Annotated in this window: 11 protein-coding genes and 2 pseudogenes; 5 read left to right on the top strand and 8 right to left on the bottom strand. The window is 60.1% G+C overall.

The window, feature by feature from the left end:
• On the bottom strand, positions 1-629 hold a 629-nt coding region (locus FEM54_RS12865; protein WP_138451214.1), incomplete at its 3' end, for a CTP synthase C-terminal region-related (seleno)protein.
• A gap of 80 nt (positions 630-709) precedes the next feature.
• Between FEM54_RS12865 and FEM54_RS12860 the strand changes: the two genes are divergently transcribed.
• Positions 710-1,588: a LysR family transcriptional regulator gene (locus tag FEM54_RS12860; RefSeq protein ID WP_138451212.1), complete on the top strand. Its 879-nt coding sequence runs from the start codon at positions 710-712 to the stop codon at positions 1,586-1,588.
• 204 nt (positions 1,589-1,792) lie between these two features.
• Here the strand turns inward: FEM54_RS12860 and FEM54_RS12855 are convergent, their stop codons facing one another.
• The 5 genes and pseudogenes from FEM54_RS12855 to FEM54_RS12840 form a co-directional block, all read right to left on the bottom strand.
• A complete protein-coding gene (locus FEM54_RS12855) occupies positions 1,793-2,311 on the bottom strand; it encodes a DUF1003 domain-containing protein (RefSeq protein ID WP_099550475.1) in 519 nt (172 codons plus the stop codon).
• Between the two features lie 78 nt (positions 2,312-2,389).
• Positions 2,390-2,824 (bottom strand): annotated as a pseudogene (locus tag FEM54_RS35095) (methyl-accepting chemotaxis protein); the annotation flags it as partial.
• A gap of 114 nt (positions 2,825-2,938) precedes the next feature.
• Positions 2,939-3,709 (bottom strand): annotated as a pseudogene (locus tag FEM54_RS35090) (PAS domain-containing protein); the annotation flags it as partial.
• A gap of 263 nt (positions 3,710-3,972) precedes the next feature.
• The gene (locus FEM54_RS12845; RefSeq protein ID WP_017137872.1) at positions 3,973-5,031 is read right to left on the bottom strand and encodes a diguanylate cyclase; all 1,059 of its coding nucleotides are present in this window, start codon (positions 5,029-5,031) and stop codon (positions 3,973-3,975) included.
• A 190-nt stretch (positions 5,032-5,221) separates the two neighbouring features.
• Complete coding sequence (locus tag FEM54_RS12840) at positions 5,222-5,848, bottom strand: TetR/AcrR family transcriptional regulator (RefSeq protein WP_017137871.1); 627 nt, start codon at positions 5,846-5,848, stop codon at positions 5,222-5,224.
• A gap of 140 nt (positions 5,849-5,988) precedes the next feature.
• Between FEM54_RS12840 and FEM54_RS12835 the strand changes: the two genes are divergently transcribed.
• The 4 genes from FEM54_RS12835 to FEM54_RS12820 all read left to right on the top strand — a co-directional run bounded on the left by FEM54_RS12835 (position 5,989) and on the right by FEM54_RS12820 (position 10,150).
• Positions 5,989-7,047: an MBL fold metallo-hydrolase gene (locus FEM54_RS12835; protein WP_017137870.1), complete on the top strand. Its 1,059-nt coding sequence runs from the start codon at positions 5,989-5,991 to the stop codon at positions 7,045-7,047.
• A 194-nt stretch (positions 7,048-7,241) separates the two neighbouring features.
• Positions 7,242-7,895, top strand: coding sequence for a hypothetical protein (locus tag FEM54_RS12830; protein WP_240792738.1), 654 nt, complete (start codon positions 7,242-7,244; stop codon positions 7,893-7,895).
• A 125-nt stretch (positions 7,896-8,020) separates the two neighbouring features.
• A complete protein-coding gene (locus FEM54_RS12825) occupies positions 8,021-9,538 on the top strand; it encodes an amidase family protein (protein WP_138451210.1) in 1,518 nt (505 codons plus the stop codon).
• Positions 9,539-9,592: 54 nt separating this feature from the next.
• Positions 9,593-10,150: an AAA family ATPase gene (locus FEM54_RS12820; RefSeq protein WP_138451208.1), complete on the top strand. Its 558-nt coding sequence runs from the start codon at positions 9,593-9,595 to the stop codon at positions 10,148-10,150.
• Here FEM54_RS12820 and FEM54_RS12815 read toward each other — a convergent pair.
• Together FEM54_RS12815 and FEM54_RS12810 are read right to left on the bottom strand one after the other, a co-directional pair.
• Positions 10,080-10,460, bottom strand: a complete 381-nt coding sequence (locus tag FEM54_RS12815; RefSeq protein ID WP_017137866.1) for a helix-turn-helix domain-containing protein — start codon at positions 10,458-10,460, stop codon at positions 10,080-10,082. The genes FEM54_RS12820 and FEM54_RS12815 overlap by 71 nt on opposite strands.
• Positions 10,461-10,566: 106 nt before the next feature.
• Entirely contained in the window at positions 10,567-11,514 is a 948-nt protein-coding gene (locus tag FEM54_RS12810) for a hypothetical protein (RefSeq protein ID WP_138451206.1), read from the bottom strand.
• Between the last annotated feature and the right edge of the window lie 100 nt (positions 11,515-11,614).

Here is an 11,614-nt window from a genome sequence, read left to right as displayed (position 1 = left end):
GGCTGAAACAGGGTGGCGACGAAAAACGGATGGCCCAGCAGTTCGACGGCACGCAGATCGCCCGCCGAATCGTGGCCGCTGGGGATCAGGTTGCCCTCGAGTAATGCCTGGGCGAACTCGGGGTTGATGCCGTAGCTGCAACGGTAGCCTTCCTCCGTTTCCAGGCTGGCGTAAGCCTCGGCGATACGCGTGTAGGGCGCCAGGCGGATGCTGCCGGTGGCTTCGACCAAGGAACACGCAAGCGGCGTGATAACCGCGCGCCTGGCCTCGGGCGCCAGTTCGCCATGCTCCGCATCCGCCCAGCCCAGCACGTTGCGGGCATATTCGATGACCGCGTGTTGAAAACCACCGCAGGTGCCCAGGAATGGGCGTTTTTGCTCGCGGGCAAAACGAATCGCCCGCAGTGCGCCGTCGGCATCACGGTAGGGGCTGGCGGGCACGCACCAGAAGCCGTCGAAGGCATGCAGTTCGGTGGCCGGGGTGATCGAGTCGGTCTCCAGCCAGTGCAACTGCACGTTCAGGCCCAAGGCGTCGGCAGCCTGTTGCAGCGCCACGGGGATGGCCTGGTGGGCCGTTACGTCGGGGTTGTAATCACCGATCAGGGCGAGGTGCAGAGGGGTGGTTTTCATTGTGTACTTCCCATGGCTTGTGGTGTCCTGAGGCGCACTATAGATTGGCGCTCACGCAATCAAAATTGGCGTTTGCCCACATGCTCCATGCAGCCACGCACTATCAGCTCGATTACCCGGACCTGTCGCTGATTCTCGCGCTGGTGCGTGGCGGCACCTTGGCGCGGGCGGCGGCGCTGCTGCGGGTGGATGTGTCCACGGTGTTCCGTGCCGTGCGACGGCTGGAGGCGGCCCTGGGCCAGACCCTGTTCGAAAAGAGCCGTGCCGGCTACCTGCCCACCAGTTTGGCCAGCCACCTGGCGCAGCAGGCCGAACAGGCCGAGCAAGCGCTGGAAGCGGCGCGCATCGGGGTGGAGCAGGGTGGTGAAGTAATCAGCGGCACCGTGCGCCTGACCTGCACCGACTCGGTGCTACAGGGGTTGCTGCTACCGGCGCTGGCGCAGTTCATGCCGGCCTACCCGGCGTTGACCCTGGAGTTGAGCACGTCCAATGATTTTGCCAACCTCAGCCGCCGCGACGCGGACATTGCGCTGCGCCTGACCAAGACGCCGCCGGAGCATCTGGTTGGCCGCCGACTGGGCACCGTGGCCTATCAGGTGTGCGCGAGCGCGGGTTATGCCCGCCAAAACCAGGGGCGTGAGTTGGCCGAGCTGGCGTGGATCGCGCCGGATGACTTTTTGCCCAATCACTCCACCGTGGCCTGGCGGCGTGAGCACCTACCGGGTGTGCGTCCCAGTTATCGCTGTAACAGCATGTTATCCGTGGCCGAACTGGTACGCGCAGGGCTGGGCGTGGCGGCGCTGCCGGACTTTCTGTTGGAGGACGGTTTGCAACCACTCGGCCCCGCGCTGGCGGGGCGTGATACGGCGCTATGGCTGCTGACACGCCCGGACTGCCGGGCACTGCGCTCGGTGGTGACCTTGTTTGATGAGTTGGGGCGGCATATTCGGCTGCCTTGAGCATTGTGGCGAACGGGCTTGTTGTGGCGAGCGGGCTTGCCCCGCGTTGGGCTGCGCAGCAGCCCCAGTAAAGTCGATGCGGTACTTAAAGCAAAAACCGCGGCGTCTGGTTTTGGGGCCGCTGCGCGCCCCAACGCGGGGCAAGCCCGCTCGCCACAACAAGCCCGCTTGCCAGCCCCAGGAGAGTTCCTCTGGGTAAACGTCTCAGGGTTTTCGCACAAACTGCTCATGCATCTCGCACGTCAACGTCTCGATACGCTCGGTCAGTTGCTTGGTCATTTCCGTCAGCCGGGTGTTCTGCTCCAGCAACTCCAGTAACTGTTTGGTGGTTTGCGCGGCCTGGGCCTGGCGTTCGGTATTGGCAATGGCCAGGGCTTCGCGGTGTTGCGCATCGGCGTCGGACTGGGCTTTGTCGCGGGCGGCCTGGCGTGTCTGGGCCAGCAGGATCAGCGGCGCGGCGTAAGCCGACTGCAGGCTGAACGCCAGGTTGAGCAGGATGAACGGGTACACGTCAAAATGCGTGACGCCGGTGATGTTGAGCACCACCCACACCACCACGATCGCGGTTTGCGCGCCGAGAAAGGTCGGCGTGCCAAAGAAGCGTGCGAAGGCTTCGGCCTTGAGGGCAAAGGTGTCGTTGCCAAAGGTCGGCGCCAGATGGGCGTGGCCGCGGTGGAAGCGCAGGTGATCGACAGGTACGGCGTCTGGCTTGTCGGGGGTCATGGCGGGCTCGGATCCTAAGCGTTAAGACAAGCTAGCACTATAGACCGCGCCCCCCGACACACACACATGAAGAACCGGTCAGGTGTTGCCGCGCTCGTTGGCGAACGCGCTCACCGCTTGCACCGCCTCGGTGGTGCCTTCGCGAATCTGCAGGATCACCGTGCCTGCGCGGTTCGCCAGGTCGACCCCCAGCGCCGCGCGGTCGCGGGTGCTGTCCATGCTCTCGATGGCTTGGCGGGTCTCGTCCTGGATCATCGCGATCATGCTGGAGATTTCCGCCGTCGAGCCGCTGGTGCGGGCTGCCAGTTGCCGCACCTCGTCAGCCACCACGGCAAAACCACGGCCTTGCTCACCCGCGCGTGCCGCCTCGATGGCGGCGTTGAGGGCCAGCAGGTTGGTCTGGTCGGCGATCCCGCGAATGGTGTTGACGATGGCGGTGATCTGCTGCGAACGCTCACCCAGCTTGGCGATCAGTTGCGAGGAGGTGTCGATGTCTGCAGCGATTTCGCGCATGCCGCTGGCGGTTTGCTGAATCACGTCGGCGCCTTTTTCCGCCACATCCCGGGTATTCAGGGAAATATGGTAAGCCTGGGCCGCGCTGGCGGCGTCGGCTGCGTGCTGTTGCACCCTGGCGGTGACGTCAGAGGCGAACTTGACCACTTTGCACAGGCGCCCGCTGGCGTCGTACACCGGGTTGTAGTTGGCTTCGAGCCACAGGGTCTGGCCGTGTTTATCAACGCGCTCGAACTGGCCGTTGAACAGTTCGCCCTGGTTCAAGCGTTTCCAGAACTCGGTATACGCCGCGCTGTTGGCCAGCTCCGGTGTGCAGAACATGCGGTGATGTTTGCCCTGGATCTGCGCCAGGCTGTAGCCCATGCGCTGCAGAAAATTGTCATTGGCGGTGATGATGGTGCCGTCGAGGTTGAATTCGATCACTGCCATGGCACGGTCGATGGCGCCCAGCTTGGCGTTGGCTTCGCTTTCGGCCTGCAGGCGCGGGGTGACATCCATGGCGTACTTCACCACTTTGATCACTTGGCCCGTGTCATCGCGCACCGGGTTATAGCTCGCTTCCAACCATACTGACTGGCCATTGCCGGCCAGCCGCTCAAAGGTGCCGGACTGGAAGTGGCCATTGCGCAAGTTCGTCCACAACTGGTTGTACTCGGCGCTGCGGGCGAACGCGGGTGTGCAGAACATCCGGTGTGACTGGCCCAGGATCTGCTCGGCGCGGTAGCCCATGGTCTTGAGGAAGTTGTCATTGGCACGCAGCACGCTGCCTTGCAGGTCAAACTCGATAACGGCCATGGAGCGCTCAATCGCGTCGAGAAGGCTGGCCTGCTGGGCATTGGTGTATTGCAGGGTACTGATGGTTTTTTTATGGGCGTTAAATAGCATGTTCGAGGGCTCGGGGAAGCACGCGTCAGAGGTATCCATGAATAGGCGCCTGACCCCGTATGGCCCTGGGCCTTACGGTTGACTTGCTCATTGTCAGCTTCCTGGTGCTGACAGAGGGGGCGGAACAAGGGGTTCAGAGTGATCAGCCTGCCAAGAAGTTCGCCGTTAGGGCAGGACCATTTTTGGGCAGGCGACCAGTGGCGGCATTATGCTATCGCTGCGAGGCGCGGGCGGAAGATTCAGACGAGGTGTTATCGGACAACTCAAGCGGAATGGGCGACCACGTAATCGCTGACATTCACCCGGTTACGCCCGGTTTCCTTGGCTGTGTACAGCGCACGGTCCGCCGCGTTGAGCCACATCGCGGCATCGCTGAACAGTGGCTGGAAGTCAGCCAGGCCAATGCTCAGGCTCACGCGCAACTCCGGGATCTGGGCATTACGATAGTTGCCGAATGTTTCGCGCATGCGTTCCATGACTTTTGCGGCTTCTTCCAGCGGCATTTGCGGCAAAATCACACAGAACTCATCGCCGCCATAGCGGCCGGCCAAGTCGTTTTCCCGCAGGTGCAGGCGCAACTCCTGGCTGAGTTGGCGCAACACCGCATCACCGACGATATGGCCGTAGGTGTCATTGATCTGCTTGAAGTGGTCGATGTCGATCAGCGCGATAGTGGCGTGGCTGCTTTGCTGCTGGCACTTATGGAACTTGAGGTTCAACAGGTCTTTCCACGAGCCATGGTTGAGCAGGCCGGTAAGGCTGTCGATACGGCTCAGGGCGCTGAGGGCGCGTTTGTGTTCCGAGAGCTTGATCGCCAGTTGGTAGCAGACCATACCGATGGCCATCGGGTAGAGCGTCAGCATCGGCAGGCAGGTGTAGACCTGGCTGAGGCTGACATTGGGGTTGAACTTGACCCCGAACAAACCCCACGCCACCGCGGTACCTGCCGCTTGCGCCAGCAGCCCGCGCAGAAACAGGCGTTTGCCGCCGGCCGCGACATTGTTCATGGTCATCATCGACAGCACGGTCACGGCCGTCAGGGGCGTGAACTGGGTGGCGGCGGCCCAGAAACCACCGAACAACGAGTCATAGAGCAGGTTGCGCTGTTCAGCCTGATAGGGAAACTGCGAACGGGTCGAGAGCTGATACGCCACATGCGCCCAGGCATAGCCATTGAACAGCAGGAACGCCCACACCCAGCCCGGCATCGCCAGGGGATAAAGGGCGCCGGCCACACTGATACAACCGATACCCAGGCCGATGATCCTTGGCTTGTAGATACGTCTGGCAAATGAAAGCCCTTTGCCTCGTCTGTTTTCCATAGTGTTCCGGGTCAGCTCTGTTTTGCGGGTACGACAACGTGCGTCAGCGGGTAGAACCGTTGATCGGATATTAACGGTGAATATTGTCAGTTATTCGCGTGGGAATAATCAGTGTCCTTCCAGGCCATTTGCGCAGCACAGCGTGGGAATACGCCAAAAGCGACCTGGAATGTCGCGTCTGTAACAGGGTTTACTGCGGCCTTGGTGTGCGCACTTCGTAACCGGCCAGGAACAGGTCGATGGCTGACTCGATCACGCTGGCCTGGCAGGCGGCGTCGAGCACAGGTTGGCCCAGGGTGATCTGCGGCCAGAACGCGAATGCCTTGAGCAGGCTTTGTATCTGGTGGGCGGCGAAGGCGGGGTCGGTGCAGGACAGCCGGCCGTCTTCCTGCGCGGCGCGCACCCACTGGGTGAAGCCTTCTTCGCGCTTGCTCAGGCGGTTGACCATGTCTTGTGCGCGTTCCGGCGAATGGATGGTGGCGGCAATCGCGACACGGGCCAGGTCGAGGAAGTTGGCGTCCGACATCATCAGCATCTTGGCCTCCAGTAGCCCGCGCAATTGCTCGCGCAGCGGGCGGTCGCTGGCGTAGCTCACGTCCAGTTGGGCAACGCTGCTGGCCCACAACTGGTGGAGGATTTCGGCAAACAACTCTTCCTTGCTGGGGAAGTGGTTGTACACCGTGCGCTTGGAAACGCCGGCGGTGGCGGCGATTTTGTCCATGCTGGTGACCTCGAACCCATTCGCGCGGAACTCGGTAATAGCGGCTGCCACAATGGCTTCGCGTTTACGATCGGTGAGGCGCAGAGGTGCAGTCATGGTCGGCTCTAAGGCTCTAAAAGGAAATTACACTCGGTAGTTTACTTGCTCAGGGTTTTGTTGCAATCTAGAAACTACACTGTGCAGTGTAGTTAGTCTTCGCAGTGTCTTTTATGAGCCGACCCCGGAGTCACTCTGCAATGGCCACGATTTCAACCCGTCTCGACCCCGCGCCGGCTGCGCCAAAGACCGCCGAGCAAGCGCCAGGGCAATTCAGCAACGATGCTCCAGTGCAGCACGGTGGTTTTGGCAAAACCTTGCGCATTTTCTGGAACATGCTGTTCAACAAACCACGCAGCACACGCCCGGTAGGCAAGATCCCGGTGCAACCGCTGACGCGTGAGCAGTTGTTGGCAGCACCCGATCACAGTGTGTTTCGCCTGGGGCATTCCACTGTGCTGCTGAAAATGCGCGGCAAGTTCTGGGTCACTGACCCGGTATTTGCCGAACGTGCCTCGCCTTTCAGTTGGGCTGGGCCAAAGCGCTTTCATCAGCCGCCGATCAGCCTTCAAGAGTTACCACCTCTGGAAGCGGTGATTCTTTCCCACAATCACTACGACCATCTTGACCGCAACGCGGTGATCCAACTGGCCGACAAGACCCGCTATTTTCTTGCGCCGCTGGGCGTGGGCGACACGCTGGTCAAGTGGGGTGTGGATGCCAGCAAAGTCCGGCAACTGGATTGGTGGGCAGGTACCGAAGTCGAGGGCATCCGGTTTATCGCAACTCCGGCCCAGCATTTTTCCGGGCGTGGCCTGTTTGATGGCAACCAGACCTTGTGGTGTTCCTGGGTGATGATCGACGGCGCGCGGCGGATCTTTTTCAGCGGCGACACCGGTTATTTCGACGGCTTCACACGCATCGGTGAACAATACGGCCCGTTTGATCTGACGCTGATGGAAACAGGTGCTTACAACGTCGACTGGCCCCATGTGCATATGCAGCCTGAGCAAACCCTGCAAGCACACATCGACCTCAAAGGCCGTTGGCTGCTACCGATCCACAACGGCACTTTCGACCTGGCCTTCCACGCCTGGCACGAACCGTTCGATCGCATCATGGCCCTGGCCTGGGAGCGCAACGTGGCGATTACCACGCCGGCGATGGGGCAGGCGTTCAGCCTTAGCCAGCCGGAGCGCGGGCATGCGTGGTGGCTGGAGGTGGAAACTCAAGGTGTAAAAGAACACGCAGCGGGTTGAAACGTTGCCGCCTGGAAAAAGGATTTTCAGGGTGTTTCAGGACTGCGACAAACGCCAGATGAGAGTGCGATGATCCCGCGCAATCAATTGTCGGAGGTCGGGTTTTGATGGAAAAAAACTGTAGGGAGCATTGGCGATCAGGGATGCCGTGTCGCCCAGGGCTTTCCTTGCCTGTGACGGAGGAGGCGGGCAGCGTGGAGCCCGCGGCCGAGTCCGTTCATGCTAAACCCGAGAATCTGAGCCGCGCAGGTATCGTCTTCGGCGCGGCGCAAGTGGTTGGCGCGGCGCCCATTCCTGGCTACAACGCGCCGGCCCTACCGGCAAGACCTGCGCGGGATCCCGCGTTATCACTCGCAGCTTTAAGCGGTATCGACCCTACTGGGCCGGTCATGGTGGAAGTCCCCCTGGTACTGAACAACACCAGCTTCACCGCTTCACAGATGCTATCGGGTTGGCGTATCGGGTTCGCTGACCGCTATGTGCAAGGCGGTCATCGCGAGGCCGTCGAACACAGCGAAGCCTTGTGTGCAGCCTTCGACCTTCTGCGCCAGGCCGGTGCGCACTTGGTGCCAGTGGACGCGCGTCGTGAAGACAGCAGCCTGCAATTTTCCCTGCAAAGCAATGAAATCGACGACCTCATGACCGCGCATCGCCTGGATGCGCTGGTTTCTGGCAGTGAGAGCGTCGCGTTTCATCGTGCCTGCATCAGCGGCTATCCGTCGCTTTGCGAACCGTTGGGAGATGGGGCGAAACTGTGGTTTTACGGCGCACAATGGTCGCGTGATGCATTGCCGCTGTTGTTGCATGCCTATCGCCAGGTCAGCGCCTGCGCGTCAAAGAACTCGTAACAACTACAGGAAGTGCTGAACCCTCCTACGATGTGAGCAGAGACTGCCTGAGGGTCTTTAACACCTGGGGTTTTTAGAATGGCGGACTTGATCCCGCATGAATTCTGAACTCAGGAGAGACCTTTATGACGGTTGCTTACGGCATCTATTCGATGATCCGCCAGGCTGCGCAAACCTTGCCGGCGCAGACCTCGCCTGTAGTAGAAACGCCAATGGCTGCAAAGCCCGTGGCGCCAGAGACTGCATACGCAAGCGTTCGCGAGCTGGGCGAACAAATGGCTCGGCCGCACGGGCTTACGGCGGTTGATCTGGTGAACTTCCTGCAAGAGCGTATCCGCACGCTGGACCCTCAACTGTGCTCCGTCATCGAACTCAACCCTGAGGCACTCGAGGTCGCGCGCGAACTGGACCGTGAACGCGTCAGTGGCAAGGTGCGTGGCCCGTTGCATGGCGTACCCATTTTGCTCAAGGACACCATCGAAACGACTGGCATGCAAACCAGTGCAGGTGCGTTTGGTCTTGTGGGGGCGGCTGCCGGCAAGAATGCTGCTCTTGTCGATTACCTCATCAAGCAAGGGGTGGTGATCCTGGGTAAAACCAACATGAGCGAACTGGCCGGCTTTCGCGGTGGCCCCGATGGCTGGAGTAGCCGGGGAGGGCAAACCCTTAACCCTCACCGTGCGGGTGCCGACGTCGGTGGCTCCAGTTCGGGGTCTGCCGCAGCGATAGCGGCCGGGCTGGCACCCCTGGCGGTCGGTGCAGAAACCAATGGTTCGATCATCGTACCGGCGGCGCTCAATGGTGTGGTGGGGCTCAAACCCAGCGTTGGCTTGTTGGATCGCAACGGGATTATTCCCGCCAGCCGCCGACAAGACACACCCGGCCCCATGGCTCGCTCGGTGTATGACGTTGCGTTGATGCTCAATGCCATGTCCGGCAGTGACCCTGGCGATCCCGAAAGCCTGGGCGCCCCTCAAGGCATCGACTACACCAAACTGCTGGTGCCAGGCGCGTTGAAGGGCAAACGTATCGGTTATCCCGCGACCTTTACGTTCAATGGTGAAAGTTTGCCGGTGGACAACAGCCCGCAATTTAGCAAGACACTGGAAGTACTTCGTGAGCAAGGCGCTAGTTTGTTACCGATCAACCTGCGGCTGGCAGATGCTTCACGCTACGACGAACTGTTGCTCTCGGATGTAAGGGAAGAACTGAATGCCTACTTGGCCAAGCGTCCGGGCCTGCCGGTCACATCATTGGCCGAGTTGATAACATTTAATGAAACCCGTGATGGTTCTGAGACGGATCACCAATCTGTACTCAAGAAGGTCAACGCAGCCACTCTCACACCGCAGCAACGCAAAACGCTGTGGGACGCGCTTATCCAGGATTTTCGCAGCAGCGTGGATGACCCGATCAAGGAGAAAAACCTGCATGCCATAGTGTCGGACTACGATACCAACAGTTACTTCGGGGTTGCCGCAGCAGGTTACCCAGGGGTCACCGTACCTTCTGGGGCGAGTGAGGACGGCCTGCCTACCAGTGCCTACTTCTTCGGTACTCGCTGGTCGGAACCCACCTTGCTGGCAGTGGCTTATGGGTACGAGCAGGCGGCCCAAGCCGGTGTAAACCCGAGCTTTAAATGACGTGCTGCGTGCTGCAAACCTCGCGTATTACACTCAAAGCCATGGAGAGCAAGCATGGCCTACAAAATACACATTATCGGCGCTGCAGGTGCCGGCACCTCGACCTTGGGCCAGGCTCTGGCCAAACGCCTGGGCGTCGCCTATTTCGACTCTGACTATTTCTACTGGCAACAAACGTCAGAGCCTTTCACGGTCGCCCGGCCCAAGGATGAACGCATCCGCCTGTTGCAGGAACAGAGTGCCGGCCTTGAGGGCTGGGTACTGTCCGGCTCACTGTGCGGCTGGGGCGATGCGATGATCGCGCAGTTCACCCACGTAGTCTTCCTGCGGTTGGACCCACATGTGCGCCTGCACCGCTTGCAACTGCGCGAAGTGCAACGCTACGGCGAACAGATCCTGGAGGGCGGCAGCCGCCACGCCAACAGCATCGCATTCCTGGCCTGGGCCGCCCGTTACGACGGCGGCAACCACAGCCTACGCAGCCTGCGTCGGCATGAAAGCTGGTTGAAACCGCTGACCTGCCCGGTGTTTCGGTTGGACTCTACGCACCATTCGGCTGAGGCGTTGGTGAGTCATTTGATGCCGCTGCTGAGCCCATCAACCGCGAGATGAGGCCAGGTGCCGCGAGCTCGGCAGGGGCGGCTGCAAACTTGCGTGCGCTCATCCCCCAGCCCGGGGCAAACCCTGGAAAAAACACCAGGCCTTCAGCCTCCAGCCGGAACGCGAGGGCTAACCGAGCTTCATCCTCCACCTCACCCAGGCTTTCAAAACGCTGAACCACCTCCACCGCCAGCCCGGCCTGGCGGGCCAGGTCTTCACGGCTCCAGCCCAGCATCACACGGGCCTGTGCGCTGTGTTTGGCGGTAAATTGGTGCAGGACGATCTGCTGTTCTACGAAAGAGCTCATTGCCAGAGAGGACATGGGGTTTCTCCAGGTTCGACGGGGAAAGGCAAACTATACTGTGTTTTTGTACAGTTGTTTGTACCGCTCATCAACTGGATTTTTTCGATGCCTTCTTATGAGGCCATTACTCCAACCCCGGCGCCTCACGAATGATCAAGTGGTCCAGGTTCTCGATATTGGCGCTGAACACACCGAATGTCTGCTCGGGGTTCTTCTTGCTCGGCACCTGTTTAAGCGTTGGCGTCACCCCGTAAAAGAAGCAATACAAGGCCCGTTCGCTACTGGCGGCCGCCTTGATCTGCTCCAGGAACGCCGTGCGCTTGCGGTAGTTCTCGATGAGTTTTTTGCTCAGGTAGACATTCACTGAATAAGGCTTTTTGTCGAGCCACACCTTTTTTTCGAAGTCGATGCGAAAGCTGCTGGTGTAATCCTTGATCGCTTTGATCTTGCCCCAGTAGATCAGGCCTTTGTTGTCTTGCAGGTATTCGATCTTCTTGAAAAACGTCCAGTAGGTCGCGGTGTGCTCACCCACCTTCAGCGGCATTGACTTGAGCTTGTCCTTGTCGTCGATATTCGACACATAGCACTCGACCGGGTGTGCGAAGACGCTGGTTTTGTCCGGGGTTGTGTCGCTGCTGATGTGGGATGAACGGGTACTTGTCGAAGGCGCCTTCGCCGAATCTTGTGGGGCTCTTCCCTCGCTGCCGACAAGCGCAGTGTTGCGCTCGTATTGACGCCGCGTCAGTACAAATTCGGATGGGAAGTTGTCCTCGCGCTCGTCGTCGCTTTCACCCGTTGCAGACTTGTGCGTGCTGGCATAGCGGCAGCCGTCGATATGCCGGGTGCTGGTCTTGTTCTTGAAATGCGGCGTGCGCTGATAATTGACGTTTTTCGCGTTGAACGTGCTCAGCGTATTGCCCGTTTCGAATGCTGCGCGGCATTCATCGTTGGGGCACAGGAAGCTGTCCTTGTCGGAGTCGAAGTCGGCGGTTTCGTCGAAATTCAGGTCTCGAACGTCGTAGATCGACAGCTTGTCGTCGAGACTCAGGCTGTAGGCCGTGTCGAATTTCATGGGGCTCGGGTCCGTGAGATGAATGGCTGGATACTACGCAAATACCAGACATTACGGAGAGCAAAATGTGGGAGCTGGCTTGCCTGCGATAGCTGAGTGT

Source organism: Pseudomonas edaphica (assembly GCF_005863185.1).
GTDB classification, from domain to species: domain Bacteria; phylum Pseudomonadota; class Gammaproteobacteria; order Pseudomonadales; family Pseudomonadaceae; genus Aquipseudomonas; species Aquipseudomonas edaphica.
Note: the sequence above shows the minus strand (reverse complement) of the source record. Positions and strands in the feature narration are given on the sequence as shown.